Genomic DNA, 18,647 nt, shown 5'->3' on the forward strand with positions numbered 1-18,647 from the left:
GGTATAGATGAGCAGATACGCGCAAATTTGCGTTTATCTGCTCTTTACGCTTGATAAGTAACACTCAAAGTGCAACAGTATTAGTAGAACACCTCAACTGATACGGAAGGCACATCATGTTCATCCGCGCATACCTCAGAGCATCGACCGAAGAGCAAGACGCCGGTCGCGCCCGGACATCTCTAGAGCAATTCGTCACCGACCATAACAAGGTCATCGCGAGTGTGTACCTGGAGAATGCCAGTGGCGCCACGGCAGATCGGCCCGAGTTACTCCGCCTGCTCAAAGATGCACGCAAGGGTGATGTTCTTCTGGTGGAGTCGATAGACCGACTCTCCCGCTTGCCGGTGGAGGACTGGCAGAAGCTCAAGGCTGCGATCGACTCCAAGGGATTGCGTATCGTCGCGCTCGATTTGCCCACCAGCCACCAGGGAATGCAGGACACCAAGGGCGACGAGTTCACCGGGCGGATGCTGGGAGCGATCAACTCGATGCTGGTGGAAATGATGGCCGCCATTGCCCGCAAGGATTACGAGCAGCGCCGGGAGCGTCAGGCGCAAGGGATCGAAAAGGCGAAGGCGGCCGGCAAGTACCAGGGCCGGCCAGTGGATGAGGATCTGCACAAGCGCGTGAAGGAGCTACTAGGCGCCGGGCTTGGGATTCGTGCGGCTGCCCGTCACGCGCAATGCTCGACCACAACTGTGCTCAGAATCCGCGACAGTCTGCCCGCGTGAGCGGTCTACTTTTCAACCTGGAGCGCCTAGTGCTGGTCGCTCCGCCCATTACCAAGCTCCAATGGAAGGAACCGCGAATGTCGTCGAACCTCATCAGCACCCTGCGCAATATCGCTGCTAAGCCGAATGCCAGCGCTACCACGAAACTCATCACCGCCAGGCGCATCTGTCGCGTATTTGTTCGGCGCCTCGACTCAATCCAGATTGAGCGCCGCGCCATTCTCCGCGAAGCCGCCAAGCTGGAAGCATTTCTGCCATTTACCCGAAAGGCCATAGCAGGTCTAGAGCGCCGAGCGGAGGAACACCGAGAGGCTGAGCGCAGTGAGGCGCGGAGCGAGCTAATCGGTTTTGGTATGTCGCTGCTAGTGGACGTGGAAGGTCTGGCCGATGCCCTGGGCTTCGACCGGCTGTGTGACGTGCTAAGCGTCAGTTCGGTACACCGTGAGCAGGCGCGACAGGATGGGGATGCGAGCATCTATAACCTGACGATGACTCTCAACCTGGAGGAAAGCGCCGGGCGAAAGCGCGAAGAATTTGACGACGGCGGCCCACTCTTGCACGCCTTTGTCCCCATCGTAATGAACGCCTATGACAATCGTCCCGATCTACTGGAGGCCGCCAAGTTAGAGCTAGCCCAGCAACGGCGGCCCAAGCTGAGGGTGGTGCGTAACGCTGGGGAAGCTTGGCCGCTATAGTGTGACGCGTCACTGGTTGGAAAAATGCGCCGATCACTGTACCGGGCAATGGACGATAGGGATTCGCGCAACAGCTCGACACGCCAATTGCTCGACAACCACTGTGCTCCGGATCAGAGACTTGGCAACGGGCCGAGTGAAGAATGAAAAAAGCCCCGCCCGGGCAGTGTTCGGGCGGGGCTTTTTTTTGGCCTACTGCTGCCACCCTGCTGTCACGTGGAATTCAGACTGTCAGGAGAATGACTTGAAAGACCCGGATTATATGGTGTCCCAGGGCAGGTTCGAACTGCCAACCTTCCCCTTAGGAGGGGGATGCTCTATCCAATTGAGCTACTGAGACACAAGTCGCCCCGCAGACAATGCGGTGCGATAGACGGCGAGCATGTTAACGGGCAGGCCTGCGTTTGTCATGTCGTCCTTGGGCTTTTTAAGTGTAGGCAGACGGCCCTCGACATCGTAGCTTTTGTTTACCGTGCAAATTGCATCCTTTCAAAATGCCATCATTGCAATTTGCAATGACCGGCTTACGCAACATTAACTTAATTGCTTGTTTTTAAAGGATTTAATAGCCGTTAGACTGTTGGCACGCGGGCTGCTTTAGCTGTTCTCAAGAACAACGGAGGTCAGCCTCATGAACCGCGCCCTTTTACTCTCGAATGCGATCGCCCTGGCCATTCTGTTGGGATTCCATTTTGCCCCCGAGAACGGTGCTGTTCAGGTCGCCCAACGCACGCCTCATTACCTTCAGCTGCAAAAAGCCCCGCAATTGGCCGTCATGAGCGATCAGCGCGTCTTTGTCGGCCAAGACGTAAGCCAGCAATACGATCCGCCAGAAACACAGTCTTCCGAACGCTTGGTATTTTGATTTACCCCTATCAGGAGCACAGCATGTCCAAATCAGCCGCAGGATTTCTGATCCTTGCCTTACTGAGCGGCATTCTTCATCTGTCATTGATTCAGGACGCGGTTGTTACCCTGCCCCTGATTGCCTGCGGCGTTTTTAGCGGGCTGTTCGTGCTGGCGCTGATTGCCGGCCGCAAATTCAAGTTCGATCCGGTTCTACGCTGAGCGCAATGAACTTCAGAAGGTTTTGAACGGTGATGGCCAGCTCGCCAGAGTTGTCGAGTTGATAAATTTGCACATCACCGACTGAATCGCTTGCCGTAAACAGCGCGTTACGGCGCAACCTCTCTTCAATTTGCGCAAGACTCTCACGATTACGCCGTAGCAGTCGCTCGCGCAATACCTCTTCCTTGACCGTCAACAAAACTGGCAGCAGCGTGGGATAGCGCTGCAGTGCCTCGGCCAAATGACCTCGAGACCCGTTGACCAATACCTGCCGACCCTCCTTGAGCCAGTGATCGATCTGGATCGGAATACCGTAATCGAGCCCATTGGCGTTCCATGACAGTGCGAACTCACCCGCCTGCCGACGCCGTTCGAACGCCTCATGGCTGACACCAATGGCATCCTCGCCCACGGACTCGGCGGAACGCGTGATAACCCGACGTACCACCTCGCAGTCAATCGACTGAAGGGGTTTTCGCGCCGCTTCTATGAGGCTGTCCTTACCTGAGCCGGAGGGCCCCATCAAATAAATCAGCCTGCCATCCATCCTGAATCATACCTCTGTGAGCATGCGCCACTAGTAAATCGGCCATTTGCCACTATCCTGTATAAGGTAAGGACCACGGATCGAATCCGCATAGCATGCACCCTCAGGCGTTTTTGGACACCACCTGTCGGGCAAAGGACGCGATCAGCGAAATGGCACTGGAGCAAACTTTTCAAACCAGTCCGCATTTCTGATAATTGGTGCTGGCATAACGCCTTTATCCAGTTCAATATTTGTCACAGAATTGACGCCAATGATCTGGCTTCCTTGAGGCATGATGCGAGCCTCTATCAATTCAGGTTGAACATTTGGCCATAGTGCTTGTCCTATTTGACATCCTGCGGCCAATCCCGAGAACCGCTCCCCTGAACTAACCGGTTAAATATATGCGCCCATTGAAACAGGCAATTTATTCCAGCCGTACGGCTGACAAGTTCGTCGTACGTCTGCCAGACGGAATGCGTGAACGCATTGCCGAGGTGGCTCGCAATCATCATCGCAGCATGAATTCCGAAATCATTGCGCGCCTTGAGCAGAGTCTTATTCAGGAAGGCGCACTGGGCGAAGAATTAAGCATGCGCCTGGACAGCCCGGAGCTGTCATTGCACGAACGCGAACTGCTGCAACGTTTCCGCCAGCTCTCCCACCGCCAGCAAAACGCTCTTGTTTCGCTGATTGCGCATGATGCCGAATTGGCCGCAGACGCTTCCTGATTCAACCCGAAAGCTCAAGCCAGCGTAATTGCTGGCTTTTTTTTGCCTGAAATTCGGCCACAAAAAACCCGCCGATTGGCGGGTTTTTAATGGGCACTCAACTCAAAGCAGGAATATTGTCGCCAGCCCCAGGAAGATGAAGAAGCCGCCACTGTCGGTCATGGCAGTGATCATCACACTGGCCCCCATCGCAGGATCGCGCCCAAGCCGCGCCAGCGTCATCGGTATCAACACCCCCGCCAACGCCGCCAGCAACAGGTTAAGCGTCATGGCGGCAGTCATCACTACCCCCAGGGACCAACTGCCATACAGCAGATAGGCGACGATACCAATCACGCCGCCCCACACCAGCCCGTTGATCAAACCAACGGCCAACTCTTTGCGCATCAGGCGCGAGGTGTTGCCGGTGCTCACCTGATCCAGCGCCATGGCCCGAACGATCATGGTGATGGTCTGGTTGCCCGAGTTGCCCCCGATACCCGCCACGATGGGCATCAATGCCGCCAGCGCCACCAGCTTCTCGATGGAGCCTTCGAACAGACCGATCACCCGGGAGGCGATAAACGCGGTGATCAGGTTTACCGCCAACCAGGCCCAACGGTTGCGCAGGGATTTCCAGACCGAAGCAAAGATGTCTTCTTCTTCGCGCAGACCCGCCATGTTGAGAACTTCGTTTTCGCTCTCTTCACGAATCAGGTCGACCATTTCATCGATGGTCAGACGGCCGATCAGCTTGCCGTTCTTGTCGACCACGGGGGCCGAGATCAAGTCGTAACGTTCGAATGCCTGAGCTGCGTCGTAAGCGTCCTCGTCCGGGTGAAAACTCACCGGGTCGCTGGCCATGACTTCCGACACCTGTTTTTCCGGATCGTTGACCAGCAAACGCTTGATCGGCAGCACGCCCTTGAGCACACCGTCGTTGTCGACCACAAACAATTTGTCGGTGTGGCCAGGCAATTCCTTGAGACGACGCAGGTAACGCAAAACCACTTCGAGACTGACGTCCTCACGGATGGTCACCATCTCGAAGTCCATCAGCGCACCGACTTGCTCCTCGTCATAGGACAACGCGGAGCGCACGCGCTCACGTTGTTGAGTGTCGAGGGTTTCCATCAGCTCGTGGACGACGTCTCGCGGCAGCTCGGAGGCCAGGTCAGCGAGTTCATCGGCGTCCATGTCCTTGGCCGCAGCCAGGAGCTCGTGATCGTCCATGTCGGCGATCAGGGTTTCACGAACCGAGTCGGATACTTCGAGGAGAATGTCGCCGTCGCGATCAGCCTTGACCAGTTGCCAGAGCGTCAGACGGTCGTCCAGCGGCAAGGCTTCGAGGATGTAGGCAACGTCGGCGGAGTGCAGATCATCGAGCTTGCGCTGCAGCTCGACGAGGTTTTGCCGGTGAACCAGGTTCTCGACCCGGTCGTGATGCGGACCTTCCTGGCGATGAGTCAGGTCTTCGACCACCCGCTGGCGCTGCAGCAGCTCAATGACTTGAGCGAGGCGGTCCTGCAAGCTTTCTTGTGTTTTCTTTACTTCAACATCGGACATAGGCGAACTCCACTCCCAGCAGCGGGGCACGCCGGAAGGATCAATCAGTCAATTCATGATTGGAAAAACGGGATACTGAGTAACTACTGGGTAAGTCCATGGAGGTATTCCACAAGCCCCGGCGGGGCTGACGGGCGCAATGATACACCGCCCGACGGTTTTAAACGTTAAAAAATCGTGGCTGAAACAAGCGGTTGCAAGACAAAGCTGAGTGCAGTCCTGATCTATCAAATTGCGACGACTCATTCTGAAAAGAAAACACACCACCGCTGAAAAATGTAGCGACTACCCTTGGGCTTGGACCGTCATGGAGGACGCCAAATGCCATCTCATTCACATTATTTTTTTCTGACCATCCTGTTCTGCCTGCCACCCTGCCTGCACGCACAGACCATTCACCGCTGCGAAGCCGATGACGGAAGCATTACGTTCACCACCTTGAGCTGTACTGCCGGAGAAAATTTCTCGTTGCAGGATGTCCGCGCACTTCCCCCAAGCAGCACAGTGGCGCTCATGCCGGAAGCCGACAATCGCGAAAAAACTGACACGAAAGTAAAAAGAAGAGAACCGACCATTGTCGGCAAGACCGAGGATAAATGTGGAAACCTGATCAGCGCCAGGGAGCGACGCGAAGCGATCATCAACCAACGAGTCATCGCCGGCATGAGCCAGCAGGACGTCGAGAGCGCCCTTGGCAAGCCCGACAAGGTCAGCGTTCGCAATTCAGCCACGAGCTACCGCTACGACACCAAGCGAGGTCGTAGCGCAAACGTGGAGTTCGACGAGAAAGGATGCACCAAAGGAAAAGCCAAATCCCAGACGGCAAAAAGCCCGCGTTAAACGCGGGCTTTTTGGTGTTTGGTGCACTCGACAGGATTCGAACCTGTGACCGCTCGGTTCGTAGCCGAGTACTCTATCCAGCTGAGCTACGAGTGCATTTGTGTTTTTAGACCAGATCACAACTGGTTGAAGCCAAGTCATTCACATTACTGCAACTGACTCTTAAATGGTGCACTCGACAGGATTCGAACCTGTGACCGCTCGGTTCGTAGCCGAGTACTCTATCCAGCTGAGCTACGAGTGCATTTGTTGCCGCGCATTATAGGCCGTTTAATCTCTATGTAAAGCACTTTTTCTAGTAATTTCAAACACTTACCGAAAAAGCTAGATTACAACGTACTACGCAAATAATGGCGGAGAACGGGGGATTCGAACCCCCGACACCCTTTTGAGGTGTACTCCCTTAGCAGGGGAGCGCCTTCGGCCACTCGGCCAGCTCTCCGCAACACGGGGCGTATATTAACCAGCTTCTTCCCCGTTTGCAAACATAAAAAACGATAAAAATTAATGGCTTGGTTCTTCGTCCTTCTCTTTCTTTATACGCAGGTAAATTTCCTCACGGTGGACCGCAACCTCTTTCGGGGCGTTGACACCGATACGCACTTGATTTCCTTTAACGCCGAGCACGGTCACGGTGATTTCGCCATCACCAATAATCAGGCTTTCTGCGCACCGACGAGTCAGAATCAGCATACCTTTCTCCTCACGCATTTCATTTCAGGGACAACAGTCTGCAAAAAAAAGGCACTCGACCTACAACCTGAACGATCGCAGCCCTACATGCCTGAGTATTGACCAGCGCGAGCAAAAGAACAGTTCCTGGGTCGCGCTATTCAAAAATGACAAAGGGCGCGGTCAGACCGCGCCCTTTGGCGAACGCATCACTCGCCCTGTCGGGCCGGCGCGTCCAGTTCGAAAGCTGTGTGCAGAGCGCGCACAGCCAGTTCCAGGTACTTCTCTTCGATCACCACGGAAACCTTGATTTCCGAGGTCGAGATCATCTGGATGTTGATGCTTTCTTTTGCCAGGGATTCGAACATGCGGCTGGCCACGCCTGCGTGGGAACGCATGCCGACGCCGACGATCGAGACCTTGGCGATCTTGATGTCGCCAACCACTTCACGGGCACCGATCTCGCGAGCGGTGTTTTCCAGCACGGTCTGTGCGGCCTGGAAGTCATTGCGGTGCACGGTGAAGGTGAAGTCGGTGGTGTTATCGTGCGCAACGTTCTGCACGATCATGTCGACTTCGATGTTCGCGGCACTGATCGGGCCGAGAATCTTGAACGCCACGCCTGGGGTGTCTGGCACGCCACGGATGGTCAGCTTGGCTTCATCGCGGTTGAAAGCGATGCCGGAAATGATCGGCTGTTCCATGGTTTCCTCTTCATCAATAGTAATGAGGGTGCCCGGACCCTCCTTGAAGCTGTGCAGTACGCGCAGCGGAACGTTGTACTTGCCGGCGAATTCCACCGCACGGATCTGCAACACCTTGGAACCGAGACTGGCCATTTCCAGCATCTCTTCAAAGGTGATCTTGTCCAGGCGCTGAGCCACGGAGACAACACGCGGATCGGTGGTGTAGACGCCATCGACGTCGGTGTAGATCTGGCATTCGTCAGCCTTCAAGGCTGCCGCCAGCGCCACGCCGGTGGTGTCGGAACCGCCACGACCGAGGGTGGTGATGTTGCCGTGCTCGTCGACGCCTTGGAACCCGGCGACAACCACTACACGACCCGCCTTCAGATCACCGCGAATCTTCTGGTCATCAATCTGCAAGATACGCGCTTTATTGTGCGCGCTGTCCGTCAGAATCCGCACCTGATTGCCGGTGTACGACACCGCTGGCACGCCGCGCTTGATCAGCGCCATTGCCAACAGCGCAATCGTCACCTGCTCACCGGTGGAAACGATCACGTCCAGCTCGCGCGGAACCGGTTGGCCGTCGCCACTGATTTGCTTGGCCAGATCGATCAGACGGTTGGTTTCGCCGCTCATTGCAGACAGCACAACCACCAGGTCATCGCCGGCATCGCGGAATTTCTTAACCTTGTCGGCGACCTGCTCGATTCTCTCGACAGTACCGACTGAGGTGCCTCCAAATTTCTGTACGATCAAAGCCATTTCAAAGCCGCCTCAGCCCATGAAGGGCGCCCAAATAATCACTCAAACAGCGTTGCGGCCCGCCACTAGACTGCGGGCCGGACACACTGCCTTATAAACCCTGCTCTACAAATGGAACGGTCAGGGCCAATGCGGCATCCAGTGCGCCAGCGTCAGTACCACCGCCCTGCGCCATATCTGGACGACCACCGCCCTTCCCGCCCACTGCCGCAGCGGCTTGCTTCATCAAATCACCGGCTTTGAGTTGGCCAGTCAGGTCTTTGGTTACGCCTGCAACCAGAACGACCTTTTCCTCATGGACACTGCCGAGCAGGATCACTGCGCGGCCGAGTTTGTTTTTCAGTTGATCGACCAGCGCCAGCAGCGCCTTGCCGTCCTGACCGTCCAGACGCACGGCCAGCACTTTCACGCCTTTGACGTCCAGAGCGGAAGCCGACAGATCGTCGCCCGCCGCGCTGGCAGCCTTGGCCTGCAACTGCTCGAGTTGCTTCTCCAGCAGACGGTTGCGCTCCAGCACAGCCGACAGCTTGTCGATCAGGTTGTCGCGGCTGCCCTTGACCAGGTTAGCCGCTTCCTTGAGTTGTTCTTCCGCAGCGTTCAAGTATGCCAATGCCGCAGCACCGGTGACCGCTTCGATACGACGCACGCCAGAGGCTACACCGCCTTCGCTGATGATTTTCAGCAGGCCGATGTCGCCGGTACGGTTGGCGTGGATACCGCCGCACAGTTCAACGGAGAAATCGCCGCCCATGCTCAGTACGCGCACGTTGTCGCCGTACTTCTCGCCAAACAGCGCCATGGCGCCTTTTTTCTTGGCGGTTTCGATGTCGGTTTCTTCGGTTTCAACTTCGGAGTTCTTGCGAATCTCGGCGTTGACGATGTCTTCCAGCGCCTTCAGCTGCTCTGGCTTGATGGCTTCGAAGTGGCTGAAGTCAAAGCGCAGGCGCTGACTGTCGACCAACGAGCCTTTCTGCTGGACGTGATCGCCCAGCACCTGGCGCAGTGCGGCGTGCAGCAAGTGAGTCGCCGAGTGGTTCAACGACGTAGCGTGACGCACTTCGGCATCAACATGAGTCTCTACCGGCGCACCAATGGTCAGGCTACCCGAAGCCAGCACGCCGTGATGCAAGAAGGCACCACCGGTTTTGGTGGTATCGCGTACGTCGAAGCGTGCATCGCCGACCTGAAGGTAACCGCAGTCGCCAATCTGACCGCCGGATTCAGCGTAGAACGGCGTCTGGTTCAGTACGACCACGCCCTCTTCGCCTTCGCTGAGTACGTCGACCGACTGGCCATCTTTATAGAGACCAACGACTTTCGCCGAACCTTTAGTCGCTTCATAGCCGGTGAATTCGGTGGCCACATCAACCTTGACCAGGCTGTTGTAGTCCATGCCGAAGGAACTGGCGGAGCGGGCACGGACGCGCTGGGCTTCCATCTCGCGCTCGAAGCCTTCTTCGTCGATGGTCAGGCTGCGCTCGCGAGCGATGTCGCCAGTCAGGTCCATCGGGAAACCGTAGGTGTCGTAGAGTTTGAACACCACGTCGCCCGGCACCACGTCGCCTTTGAGCTCGGCCAGATCCTGCTCGAGGATTTTCAGGCCCTGCTCCAGGGTCTTGGCGAATTGCTCTTCTTCGGCTTTCAGGACGCGCTCGATGTGCGCCTGCTGGGATTTCAGCTCAGGGAACGCTTCGCCCATCTCGGCAACGAGGGCTGCAACGATCTGATAGAAGAAGCTGCCCTTGGCGCCCAGTTTGTTGCCGTGACGGCAGGCGCGACGAATGATCCGGCGCAGCACGTAGCCACGGCCCTCGTTGGACGGCAGCACGCCGTCGGCAATCAGGAAGCCGCACGAACGAATGTGGTCAGCGACGACTTTCAGGGAAGCCTGATTGTCGTTGGTGCAACCGATGGCCTTGGCCGATGCGCTCAGCAGGCTCTGGAACAGGTCGATTTCATAGTTCGAGTGAACGTGCTGCAGCACGGCACTGATCCGCTCCAGGCCCATGCCGGTGTCGACCGACGGTGCTGGCAGCGGGTGCAACACGCCATCGGCGGTGCGGTTGAACTGCATGAAGACGTTGTTCCAGATCTCGATGTAACGGTCGCCGTCTTCTTCCGGCGAGCCCGGTGGGCCGCCCCAGATGTCGGCGCCGTGATCGTAGAAAATCTCGGTGCAAGGACCGCACGGGCCGGTATCGCCCATGGTCCAGAAGTTGTCGGAAGCGTAAGGCGCGCCCTTGTTGTCGCCGATGCGAACCATGCGCTCGGCCGGAACACCGATTTCCTTGGTCCAGATGTCGTACGCCTCGTCATCGCTGGCGTAAACGGTGACCCAGAGCTTTTCCTTGGGCAGGTTCAACCACTTTTCGGAGGTCAGGAAGTTCCAGGCGTAGGTGATCGCGTCGCGCTTGAAGTAATCACCAAAGCTGAAGTTACCCAGCATTTCGAAGAACGTGTGGTGACGAGCGGTATAACCGACGTTTTCCAGGTCGTTGTGCTTGCCGCCGGCGCGCACGCATTTCTGGCTGGAGACGGCGCGGGTGTACGCGCGCTTTTCCTGGCCCAGGAAGCAGTCCTTGAACTGGTTCATCCCCGCGTTAGTGAACAGCAGGGTTGGGTCGTTGCCCGGAATCAAAGAGCTGGAGGCTACACGGGTGTGGCCTTGCTCTTCGAAGAAGCGAAGGAAGGCTTCACGGATTTCTGCGCTTTTCATTAGGTTCTTCCACGGAGGCTGCGGCCAAAGGCCTGTGCGAAACGTCAACAGACGAAGCGACGGCAAAGGGCCGCATTATATCGGCCCAGCGCGCGGGGTACAGCGTGTTTATACGATAGAAACGGTCAATTGGACCGCTAACGCGATCAGTTGCGAGAAAAGTCGACGAATGTCGCGACGACCTGCTCGATTTGAGCACGGCTCACGTCCATGTGCGTGACCATTCGCAAGCGACCTGCGGCGCTCAGCTTGATGCCGCGTTCGCCGGCAAACGCCTTGATCGCCTCAGCCTTATCGCCCATCTGCACATATACCATGTTGGTCTGCACCGGCTCGACTTCGTAACCCGCCGCACGCAGCCCCTCGGCCAACAATTGAGCATTGGCATGGTCATCGGCCAGACGCTGGATATTATTGTCCAGGGCGTACAGCCCCGCCGCCGCCAGAATGCCGGCCTGGCGCATGCCACCACCGACCATCTTGCGCAGACGCCGTGCCTTGCCGATCAGCTCGGTGGAACCACACAGCACCGAACCAATCGGCGCGCCCAGGCCTTTGGAGAGGCAGACCGAGACCGAATCAAAATACTGAGTGATCTCACGCGCATCAACACCTAGCTTGACCGCCGCGTTGTACAACCGGGCACCATCAAGGTGCAAGGCTAGGCCATGTTCCTGGGTGAAGCTGCGGGCCCGCGCCAGATACTCCAGTGGCAACACTTTGCCTTGCATGGTGTTTTCCAGCGCCAGCAGGCGCGTGCGGGCGAAGTGGAAATCGTCCGGCTTGATCGCCGCCGCCACGTGCGCCAGGTCCAGCGAACCGTCGGCCTGCACCTCCAGCGGTTGTGGCTGGATCGAACCGAGCACCGCCGCGCCGCCACCTTCGTATTTATAGGTATGCGCTTGCTGGCCGACGATGTATTCATCGCCGCGCTCGCAGTGAGCCATCAGGCCCAGCAGGTTGCTCATGGTGCCCGTCGGCACGAACAGCGCCGCGGCGAAACCCAGGCGTTTTGCCAGTTCCGCTTCCAGACGATTGACCGTCGGATCCTCGCCATAAACGTCGTCCCCGGTGGCCGCGCCGGCCATCGCGTCGAGCATCCCTGCGGTCGGTTGGGTGACGGTGTCGCTGCGAAGATCGATAACGCTCATGAATCTGGCCTCGGTAAGCAGGGGAAAATCCCTTTCAGGATGGAAGTACTGCGGTCATGACGATGAATAATCAACCCTTGGGCGCGGAAAAGACCCGCCTTATCAGTGAAAAACTCGATATCAATCATCAGAAAGCAGCGATGCGCGGCTCACAAATATGTGTTAAAAACGCTTCGCCGCCAAACAATCTGGCGGCAAAAACGTTCTCAGGGCGGGGTGCAACTCCCCACCGGCGGTAATTGCGCGCAACGCGCATAGCCCGCGAGCGCTTGGCGACTGACACGGCAATGGCTGTGCTGGCGACAAGGTCAGCAGACCCGGTGTGATCCCGGGGCCGACGGTCATAGTCCGGATGAAGAGAGAACGGGATTGGCGCCAAAGGGCCGTCCGCAGGCATTCGTGCGAGCGTGCGTACCCTTAAATCCCATTCGATTCATATGCCCTGTTTTATACATAAACAGGAGTCAGAACATGCAACCCACCGCAATCGATAGCAAAAGCAAAAACCATCAGGGCGAGCGCGTTGCGTTCATCCAGGCCTGCTGGCACAAGGAAATTGTCGATCAGAGCCGTAAAGGCTTCGTCACCGAAATGATTGCGCAGGGTTATCAGGAGTCGGACATCGATTTCTTCGAAGTCGGCGGCGCCTTTGAAATTCCATTGCACGCCAAGTTGCTGGCCAAGTCCGGTCGTTACGCCGGCATCGTCGCTGCGGGCCTGGTGGTTGATGGCGGCATCTACCGTCACGAATTCGTCGCCCAGTCGGTGATCAGCGGCCTGATGCAGGTTCAGCTGGAAACCGAAGTGCCGGTGTTCTCAGTGGTGCTGACCCCTCATCACTTCCATGCCGGCGAAGAACATCAGAAGTTCTTCTTCGAGCATTTCGTGCATAAAGGCCAGGAAGCGGCGAAGACGTGCGCGGATACGTTGCACAAGATGCGTGCGTTGCGTCGCACGGAACATCGCGCAGTAGCTGTCTAAACATCGAACCGCTGATATGAGTGAGGTCTCTGGCTTCACTCAACACCTGTGGGAGCGGGCTTGCCCGCGATGGCGGTATGCCAGTCACCATAGTTATTGACTGACAGTCCGCTATCGCGGGCAAGCCCGCTCCCACATGGGTGCTTTTGTCGAGCTTGAGATCAGCGTCAGGCGAGGTTTTCGTCGGTGGCGGGCACGATCAGGATGCCGGCACGCAGGCCGTTCTTGACCTTGGGGTTCGGGAAGATGATCCGGGCGCCCTGCTCTTCGATAATCCAGCGGGTCTGGGCGATGTCTTCGGCCAGCACGTAACCCACATCCAATTCCGAAAAATTCTCAATGTCTGCTGGCAGGTTCAAGCGGAAGCTATCGCTGTGCTTGATGATTTCCCGGGCCACGCTAAACAGCTGCAAACCATTGAGGTCGTCATCAGCCAGCGGCGGTTCGTTGCCTTCGATAATCTGTTGCAGACGCTTTTCCAGCAGCGAGACGTTAACCCCTTCGTTCTGCCCGAACGGCCGCGCCTTGCCCAACTCAAGGGTAAAAGACTCGGCGCCGAGCTTGTCGTAGGTGTAGGAGCTGAAGACGATGGACGGTTTGTTCTGCAGCAACACCGCTTCCATGCCCGCGGCGCGCAGGCGAGCCAGCTCTACGCGTGAATGCTGGCGACCTTCTTTCCACGGGTACAACGCGAACTGCTCGATTTTCGAGCCACGGATCGCCGTGTGCAGGTCGTAGTGCAGACGGTTGCGGTCCGGCAAGCTGAAGAAACTTGCGGCCAACCGCTCCAGCTCACACGCGCGCAGGGCTTCGGAACCGCTGGTTTGTTCGTGACGGCCGTTGAACAGCCGATTGACGTCCTGCTCGATGAAACGCTCGCCTTTGCGAATGGCTTCAGGGTTACCGAACAGAAACAGAATACGGGCGCGCGGCTTGATATCGCCGCGGGCAATGTCGTGCAACAGGCGATCGAGCAACTCGATCGGCGCTGTTTCATTGCCATGGATACCGGCTGATAGCAGCAGGTCCAGGCCATTGTCGCGAGCTTCAGGTGGCCGGACTTCCAGCGCACCTTCGCTCAACCAGCGCATGCGTACGCCTTCGACAGTCAGTTGAGTCTTCTCCGCCGGTTCGCGGCCGGCGAGCGTCAGTTCAAGCAGTTTGCCGAGGGCGAGCATAGAGCGGTTTCCTTAGTGGTCGTGTGCGCAATCCGGGCCGTGCACGTGGTCTTCGTCACCGACTTCAGCCGGCTCCATTTCCAGTTGCAGACTTACCAGATTAGTCGCCAATGGGCGCAGCAGCAGGTTAGCGTATTCGGCATCACCTTCTTCAACGTCCACGCCGATCAGCAGCTGGCCGCGGCCATCTTGCTGGATCCACAGCTCTTTGCCTTGCCACATGACCGCGACGCGGGTGCAGGAAGTTTCCAGTTGCGTGCCGTCGGTGTCTTCAAGGATCAGCTGCAGGGTATCGCTCATGTCTTTACGCTCTCGACTTTCAATTAATCTGGAATGGATAAACCGCGCCCAGTTTAAGGATTTGCGTCAGTTCATCCAGTGCCGTCCGGCATTCAAGCAGTAATTGCGGGTCCGCGAGATCGTTTTCGGTCATGCGGTCGCGGTAATGCTTGTCGACCCATTCGGTCAGGGTGCCGTACAACGGTGCCGTCATGATAACCCCTGGATTGACGGCCGCCAGTTCGGTTTCATTCAAAGCGACGCGCAAGCGCAGGCAAGCCGGGCCACCGCCGTTCTGCATGCTTTGTTTCAGGTCAAAAACCTTCACTTCGCGAATCAGGCCGCCGGAGCTGGTCAAGCTTTGCAGGTATTGCCACACACGCTCATTGCCACGGCACTCTTCCGGCACGATCAACAGCATCGAACCGTCAGGACGCGTCAGCAGCTGGCTGTTGAACAGGTAGGAACGAACGGCGTCTTCGACGGTTACGGCGGAACGCGGCACGCAGATTGACTGAAATTTGCCGCCGACCTTGGCCAGTTTGCTTTGCAGCTCAGCGAGCATCTGCTCGGTGTCGAGGAACGCGTCCTCGTGATAGAACAGCACTTCGCCGTTACCGACCGCGATCACGTCGTTGTGGAACACGCCCTGATCGATCACCGAAGGGTTCTGCTGGGCGTAAACCACACCGCCCTCGCTCAGGCCATGCAGACGAGCCACCGCTTGCGAGGCTTCGAGGGTCTGGCGCGCCGGGTATTTCTGCGGAGCCGGGTAACGGGTGTCGAACGCACTGCGACCAAACACGAAGAACTCGACGCCCGCTTCACCGTATTCACGGCAGAAACGCGTGTGGTTGGCGGCGCCTTCATCACCGAATTGCGCCACGGCCGGCAACGCGGCGTGGTGAGCGAAGTGCTTCTGGTCAGCGAACATGGCGCCCAGCACTCGGCTGGTCGTCGGGTGTTCGATGCTGCGGTGGTATTTGCAATTGAGGTTGGCAGCGGTGAAGTGCACGCGACCGTCGGCCGTGTCGGCACTCGGGCTGACCGTGGCGGCGTTGGCCACCCACATGCTCGACGCTGAGCAACTGGCGACCAGCAACGGCATCGCGTCTTTCGCTGCCTGCTCGATCACTTGTGCGTCGGTGCCGCTGAAACCCAAGCGGCGCAGCGCTGCGACGTCCGGGCGTTCTTGCGGTGCCAGAACGCCTTGCTGAAAGCCCATTTCCATCAGCGCTTTCATCTTCGCCAGGCCTTGCAGCGCAGCTTCCTTCGGGTTCGAAGATTGCTGGCTGTTGCTCTGGGACGCGACGTTGCCGTAGGACAGGCCGCCGTAGTTATGGGTCGGCCCCACTAGACCGTCAAAATTGACTTCATAGGATTTCATCAGCGAGGCTCCACGAGAATCTGTTGTTATAGGCTTCAGTAACTGTTCAGTGCGACCGGGTCGCGGCCTTCGCCAGCAGGCTGGCTCCCACAGGTTCGTTGGTGATCACACATTTTGTGTACCACCCGATCACTGTGGGAGCCAGCCTGCTGGCGATGGGCGTTACGCCATCTTCACGCCAGGCGTCAGCGAGGCAGGCAACACCAGGCTCGGGGTTTCCAGCGATGCCACCGGGTACGCGCAGTAGTCTGCGGCGTAGTAGGCGCTGGCGCGGTGGTTGCCCGAGGCGCCGATGCCGCCGAATGGCGCGCTACTCGCGGCACCGGTCAGTTGCTTGTTCCAGTTGACTATACCGGCGCGGCTTTCCAGCCAGAACTGCTGATAACGCGCTTCGGAATCGGACAGCAAACCGGCCGCCAGACCATATTGGGTGTCGTTGGCTTCAGCGATCGCCGCTTCAAAATCAGCGTAGCGGATCACTTGCAGCAATGGACCGAACAGCTCTTCGTCAGGGCGATCGACCACGGCCGTCACGTCCAGGATGCCAGGAGTCAGCAACGCGGCTTGTGCCTGAGGCTGAGTCATTTCCAGCAGCGCCACGGCGCCATTGGCCATCAACTGTTCCTGAGCATCCATCAAGGCTTTGGCAGCGCCCAAGGAAATCACCGAGCCCATGAATGGCGGCGGTTGCTTATCGAAGGCTCCAACTTCAATGGTCGAACTGACCTCCACCAGGCGCTCCAGCAACGAATCGCCCCAGGCACCTTGCGGCACCAGCAAGCGGCGCGCACAGGTGCAACGCTGACCAGCAGAGATGAAAGCCGACTGAATGATGGTGTAAACGGCGGCATCAAGGTCTGCCACTTGATCGACCACCAGCGGGTTGTTACCGCCCATTTCCAGCGCGAGGATCTTGTCCGGGCGACCGGCAAATTGCTGGTGCAGATGGTTGCCGGTACGGCTAGACCCGGTGAAGAACAAACCGTCGATACCCGGGTTCGCCGCCAGGGCGATACCGGTTTCGCGAGCGCCTTGCAGCAGGTTCAGCACGCCGGCAGGCAGGCCCGCCTCGATCCAGCACTTGACCGTCAGCTCGGCGACTTTCGGGGTCAGCTCGCTCGGTTTGAACAGCACGCTGTTACCGGCCAGCAGCGCCGGAACGATATGACCGTTCGGCAAATGGCCCGGGAAGTTGTAAGGACCAAACACCGCCACCACGCCGTGCGGCTTGTGGCGCAATACGGCGGTGGCGTCGCCCAACGGGCCGCTCTTCTCGCCGGTACGCTCGCGGTAGCTTTGCACCGAGATCGCAATCTTGTTGACCATGCTGGTCACTTCAGTTGCCGATTCCCACAGCGGCTTACCGGTTTCTTCGCCGATGCAACGCGCCAGTTCGTCAGCGTTATTTTTCAGTGCCGCGGCAAAGGCCTCAAGCACGGCAATGCGTTCGTCCAGGGTACGACGGGCCCAGCCCGGGAATGCCTGACGTGCGGCTTGCACGGCGGACTCAACCTGAGCGGCGGTTGCGCCCTCGCCGGCCCACAGCACTTGCTGGGTGACCGGGTTCAGCGATTGAAAGGCTTCGCCCTGACCGGCCAGCCATTCACCTGCGATGTATAGCGAATTCATTATTTCGACTCCCGAGCAGCAGACAACGCAACGGCGCGCACTTGATCGCCGGCGTTGAGTTGAAGGCGTTTGGCGGTCAACGGATCGACCACCAACGTACCGGCGGCGAGACGTGCTGGCGCGGCGGTCATCCGGCAGTCTTCGCGCTTGCGGTTGTGAATCAGGAAAGGCGTCGCGTCGTCACCCGGCGTGCCGATGGCCAACACCAGTGCCTGGCTGTCGCGCACCGCACGGATCTTGCCGGTTTCGCACTCGACCGCAGGGCCGGCGTCGAAGATGTCGACGTAGCCTTGATAGCTGAAACCTTCGCTCTTGAGCATCGCCAGGGCCGGCTCGGTGTCCGGGTGAACCTGACCGATGACATTGCGCGCGTCCGGCGATAGGAAGCAGGTGTACAGCGGGAACTTGGGCATCAGTTCGGCGATGAACGCCTTGTTGCCCACGCCGGTCAGGTAATCGGCCTGGCTGAATTCCATTTTGAAGAAGTGACGGCCCAGGCTTTCCCAGAACGGCGAGCGCCCCGCTTCGTCGGACACACCGCGCATCTCGGCGATGATCTTGTTGCCGAACAGCTGCGGGAACTCGGCGATGAACAGCATCCGCGCCTTGGCCAGCATGCGGCCATTGAGGCCCGTGCGGTAATCGGCGTGCAGAAACAGCGAGCACAATTCCGAGTTGCCGGTCAGGTCGTTGGCCAGGAACAGCGTTGGAATCTCGCGGTAGATATTCAGCTCTTGCGAGGCACTGACCGTGAGGCCAACGCGGAAGTTGTACCAAGGCTCACGCAGGCCGACAGCGCCGGCGATGGCGGAAATGCCCACCACGCGCCCGTTATCGTCTTCGAGTACGAACAGGTAGTCCGCATCGCCCCGCCCGGCTTCGCCGCGAAAGGTCTTCTCGGCCCAGCCAACCCGGTGGGCCAGACGCTCTTCATTGGCCGGCAACGTAGTCAGGCCGGTGCCGGTGCTGCGGGCCAGGTCGATCAGAGCGGGTAAATCGCTGCTGCGTACGGGACGAACGATCATGCTATCTCCTCAGACGGGCCGCTTGCGCCACCCGCG

At 58.2% G+C, this 18,647-nt stretch carries 19 protein-coding genes, 4 tRNA genes, 1 pseudogene and 1 riboswitch; of the genes and pseudogenes, 9 read left to right on the top strand and 15 right to left on the bottom strand.

What is annotated here, in order from left to right; all coding sequences use genetic code 11:
* The first annotated feature begins 116 nt into the window (after positions 1-116).
* From BLQ41_RS27725 to BLQ41_RS31085, 3 genes and pseudogenes are all read left to right on the top strand, one after another.
* The gene (locus BLQ41_RS27725; protein WP_090187074.1) at positions 117-734 is read left to right on the top strand and encodes a recombinase family protein; all 618 of its coding nucleotides are present in this window, start codon (positions 117-119) and stop codon (positions 732-734) included.
* Between the two features lie 77 nt (positions 735-811).
* The gene (locus BLQ41_RS27730; RefSeq protein WP_090187078.1) at positions 812-1,429 is read left to right on the top strand and encodes a hypothetical protein; all 618 of its coding nucleotides are present in this window, start codon (positions 812-814) and stop codon (positions 1,427-1,429) included.
* A 55-nt stretch (positions 1,430-1,484) separates the two neighbouring features.
* A pseudogene (locus BLQ41_RS31085) lies at positions 1,485-1,556 on the top strand (recombinase family protein); the annotation flags it as partial.
* A 136-nt stretch (positions 1,557-1,692) separates the two neighbouring features.
* Here the strand turns inward: BLQ41_RS31085 and BLQ41_RS27735 are convergent.
* Positions 1,693-1,769, bottom strand: a tRNA-Arg gene (locus tag BLQ41_RS27735).
* Between the two features lie 291 nt (positions 1,770-2,060).
* On the opposite strand from BLQ41_RS27735, the gene BLQ41_RS27740 reads away from it, so the two are divergent.
* On the top strand, positions 2,061-2,294 hold the full coding sequence (locus BLQ41_RS27740; protein WP_090187081.1) for a hypothetical protein: 234 nt from the start codon (positions 2,061-2,063) through the stop codon (positions 2,292-2,294).
* Between the two features lie 23 nt (positions 2,295-2,317).
* Entirely contained in the window at positions 2,318-2,497 is a 180-nt protein-coding gene (locus BLQ41_RS27745) for a PA3371 family protein (protein ID WP_090187083.1), read from the top strand.
* On the opposite strand, the gene phnN is transcribed toward BLQ41_RS27745, so the two are convergent.
* On the bottom strand, positions 2,472-3,044 hold the full coding sequence (gene phnN, locus BLQ41_RS27750) for a phosphonate metabolism protein/1,5-bisphosphokinase (PRPP-forming) PhnN (protein WP_090187086.1): 573 nt from the start codon (positions 3,042-3,044) through the stop codon (positions 2,472-2,474). The genes BLQ41_RS27745 and phnN overlap by 26 nt on opposite strands.
* A 386-nt stretch (positions 3,045-3,430) precedes the next feature.
* On the opposite strand from phnN, the gene BLQ41_RS27755 reads away from it, so the two are divergent.
* Complete coding sequence (locus BLQ41_RS27755; protein ID WP_028620557.1) at positions 3,431-3,757, top strand: Arc family DNA-binding protein; 327 nt, start codon at positions 3,431-3,433, stop codon at positions 3,755-3,757.
* Positions 3,758-3,859: 102 nt separating this feature from the next.
* On the opposite strand, the gene mgtE is transcribed toward BLQ41_RS27755, so the two are convergent.
* Positions 3,860-5,302, bottom strand: coding sequence for a magnesium transporter (gene mgtE / locus BLQ41_RS27760; RefSeq protein WP_090187089.1), 1,443 nt, complete (start codon positions 5,300-5,302; stop codon positions 3,860-3,862).
* 321 nt (positions 5,303-5,623) lie between these two features.
* Here mgtE and BLQ41_RS27765 point away from each other — a divergent pair, with 321 nt between their 5' ends.
* The gene (locus BLQ41_RS27765; RefSeq protein ID WP_090187091.1) at positions 5,624-6,142 is read left to right on the top strand and encodes a cell envelope protein SmpA; all 519 of its coding nucleotides are present in this window, start codon (positions 5,624-5,626) and stop codon (positions 6,140-6,142) included.
* A gap of 19 nt (positions 6,143-6,161) precedes the next feature.
* On the opposite strand, the gene BLQ41_RS27770 is transcribed toward BLQ41_RS27765, so the two are convergent.
* From BLQ41_RS27770 to ltaE, 7 genes are all read right to left on the bottom strand, one after another.
* Positions 6,162-6,238 (bottom strand) — tRNA-Arg (locus BLQ41_RS27770).
* Between the two features lie 71 nt (positions 6,239-6,309).
* Positions 6,310-6,386 (bottom strand) — tRNA-Arg (locus BLQ41_RS27775).
* A 107-nt stretch (positions 6,387-6,493) separates the two neighbouring features.
* Positions 6,494-6,584 (bottom strand) — tRNA-Ser (locus tag BLQ41_RS27780).
* A 62-nt stretch (positions 6,585-6,646) separates the two neighbouring features.
* Positions 6,647-6,835 carry a carbon storage regulator CsrA gene (csrA, locus tag BLQ41_RS27785; protein WP_002554426.1) on the bottom strand — a complete coding sequence of 63 codons (189 nt, stop codon included), beginning with the start codon at positions 6,833-6,835 and terminating at the stop codon, positions 6,647-6,649.
* A gap of 188 nt (positions 6,836-7,023) precedes the next feature.
* Positions 7,024-8,265: an aspartate kinase gene (locus BLQ41_RS27790; RefSeq protein ID WP_031319071.1), complete on the bottom strand. Its 1,242-nt coding sequence runs from the start codon at positions 8,263-8,265 to the stop codon at positions 7,024-7,026.
* Between the two features lie 91 nt (positions 8,266-8,356).
* Positions 8,357-10,981, bottom strand: coding sequence for an alanine--tRNA ligase (gene alaS, locus BLQ41_RS27795; RefSeq protein WP_090187094.1), 2,625 nt, complete (start codon positions 10,979-10,981; stop codon positions 8,357-8,359).
* A 146-nt stretch (positions 10,982-11,127) separates the two neighbouring features.
* On the bottom strand, positions 11,128-12,132 hold the full coding sequence (gene ltaE / locus BLQ41_RS27800) for a low-specificity L-threonine aldolase (RefSeq protein ID WP_090187096.1): 1,005 nt from the start codon (positions 12,130-12,132) through the stop codon (positions 11,128-11,130).
* A gap of 56 nt (positions 12,133-12,188) precedes the next feature.
* Here ltaE and BLQ41_RS30590 point away from each other — a divergent pair, with 56 nt between their 5' ends.
* Together BLQ41_RS30590 and BLQ41_RS27805 are read left to right on the top strand one after the other, a co-directional pair.
* Positions 12,189-12,371: a hypothetical protein gene (locus BLQ41_RS30590; RefSeq protein ID WP_157695049.1), complete on the top strand. Its 183-nt coding sequence runs from the start codon at positions 12,189-12,191 to the stop codon at positions 12,369-12,371.
* Positions 12,331-12,501, top strand: a riboswitch (FMN riboswitch). (Overlaps the previous gene by 41 nt.)
* A 102-nt stretch (positions 12,502-12,603) precedes the next feature.
* Positions 12,604-13,113 carry a 6,7-dimethyl-8-ribityllumazine synthase gene (locus tag BLQ41_RS27805; protein ID WP_090187099.1) on the top strand — a complete coding sequence of 170 codons (510 nt, stop codon included), beginning with the start codon at positions 12,604-12,606 and terminating at the stop codon, positions 13,111-13,113.
* 167 nt (positions 13,114-13,280) lie between these two features.
* Here the strand turns inward: BLQ41_RS27805 and astE are convergent, their stop codons facing one another.
* From astE to astA, 5 genes are all read right to left on the bottom strand, one after another.
* Positions 13,281-14,291: a succinylglutamate desuccinylase gene (gene astE / locus BLQ41_RS27810; RefSeq protein WP_090187102.1), complete on the bottom strand. Its 1,011-nt coding sequence runs from the start codon at positions 14,289-14,291 to the stop codon at positions 13,281-13,283.
* A 12-nt stretch (positions 14,292-14,303) separates the two neighbouring features.
* Positions 14,304-14,591, bottom strand: coding sequence for a hypothetical protein (locus BLQ41_RS27815; RefSeq protein ID WP_033056735.1), 288 nt, complete (start codon positions 14,589-14,591; stop codon positions 14,304-14,306).
* A gap of 19 nt (positions 14,592-14,610) precedes the next feature.
* Positions 14,611-15,957 (bottom strand): N-succinylarginine dihydrolase, encoded by a 1,347-nt coding sequence (astB, locus tag BLQ41_RS27820; protein ID WP_090187104.1) that lies wholly within the window; start codon positions 15,955-15,957, stop codon positions 14,611-14,613.
* Positions 15,958-16,119: 162 nt separating this feature from the next.
* Positions 16,120-17,589 (bottom strand): succinylglutamate-semialdehyde dehydrogenase, encoded by a 1,470-nt coding sequence (gene astD, locus BLQ41_RS27825; RefSeq protein WP_167360553.1) that lies wholly within the window; start codon positions 17,587-17,589, stop codon positions 16,120-16,122.
* Positions 17,586-18,611, bottom strand: a complete 1,026-nt coding sequence (gene astA / locus BLQ41_RS27830) for an arginine N-succinyltransferase (RefSeq protein ID WP_090187109.1) — start codon at positions 18,609-18,611, stop codon at positions 17,586-17,588. Before astA ends, astD begins: the two co-directional genes overlap by 4 nt.
* Between the last annotated feature and the right edge of the window lie 36 nt (positions 18,612-18,647).

The organism is Pseudomonas arsenicoxydans (assembly GCF_900103875.1).
Taxonomy (GTDB): Bacteria; Pseudomonadota; Gammaproteobacteria; order Pseudomonadales; family Pseudomonadaceae; genus Aquipseudomonas; species Aquipseudomonas arsenicoxydans.

Coding starts and splice junctions, on each gene's coding strand:
- astB (WP_090187104.1), bottom strand. CDS start 15,957: ATGAAATCCTATGAAGTCAATTTTGACGGTCTAGTGGGGCCGACCCAT.
- BLQ41_RS27815 (WP_033056735.1), bottom strand. CDS start 14,591: ATGAGCGATACCCTGCAGCTGATCCTTGAAGACACCGACGGCACGCAA.
- mgtE (WP_090187089.1), bottom strand. CDS start 5,302: ATGTCCGATGTTGAAGTAAAGAAAACACAAGAAAGCTTGCAGGACCGC.
- csrA (WP_002554426.1), bottom strand. CDS start 6,835: ATGCTGATTCTGACTCGTCGGTGCGCAGAAAGCCTGATTATTGGTGAT.
- BLQ41_RS27805 (WP_090187099.1), top strand. CDS start 12,604: ATGCAACCCACCGCAATCGATAGCAAAAGCAAAAACCATCAGGGCGAG.
- BLQ41_RS27745 (WP_090187083.1), top strand. CDS start 2,318: ATGTCCAAATCAGCCGCAGGATTTCTGATCCTTGCCTTACTGAGCGGC.
- BLQ41_RS27755 (WP_028620557.1), top strand. CDS start 3,431: ATGCGCCCATTGAAACAGGCAATTTATTCCAGCCGTACGGCTGACAAG.
- astE (WP_090187102.1), bottom strand. CDS start 14,291: ATGCTCGCCCTCGGCAAACTGCTTGAACTGACGCTCGCCGGCCGCGAA.
- BLQ41_RS27725 (WP_090187074.1), top strand. CDS start 117: ATGTTCATCCGCGCATACCTCAGAGCATCGACCGAAGAGCAAGACGCC.
- ltaE (WP_090187096.1), bottom strand. CDS start 12,132: ATGAGCGTTATCGATCTTCGCAGCGACACCGTCACCCAACCGACCGCA.
- BLQ41_RS27790 (WP_031319071.1), bottom strand. CDS start 8,265: ATGGCTTTGATCGTACAGAAATTTGGAGGCACCTCAGTCGGTACTGTC.
- BLQ41_RS27740 (WP_090187081.1), top strand. CDS start 2,061: ATGAACCGCGCCCTTTTACTCTCGAATGCGATCGCCCTGGCCATTCTG.
- astA (WP_090187109.1), bottom strand. CDS start 18,611: ATGATCGTTCGTCCCGTACGCAGCAGCGATTTACCCGCTCTGATCGAC.
- phnN (WP_090187086.1), bottom strand. CDS start 3,044: ATGGATGGCAGGCTGATTTATTTGATGGGGCCCTCCGGCTCAGGTAAG.
- BLQ41_RS30590 (WP_157695049.1), top strand. CDS start 12,189: ATGACGATGAATAATCAACCCTTGGGCGCGGAAAAGACCCGCCTTATC.
- BLQ41_RS27765 (WP_090187091.1), top strand. CDS start 5,624: ATGCCATCTCATTCACATTATTTTTTTCTGACCATCCTGTTCTGCCTG.
- alaS (WP_090187094.1), bottom strand. CDS start 10,981: ATGAAAAGCGCAGAAATCCGTGAAGCCTTCCTTCGCTTCTTCGAAGAG.
- BLQ41_RS27730 (WP_090187078.1), top strand. CDS start 812: ATGTCGTCGAACCTCATCAGCACCCTGCGCAATATCGCTGCTAAGCCG.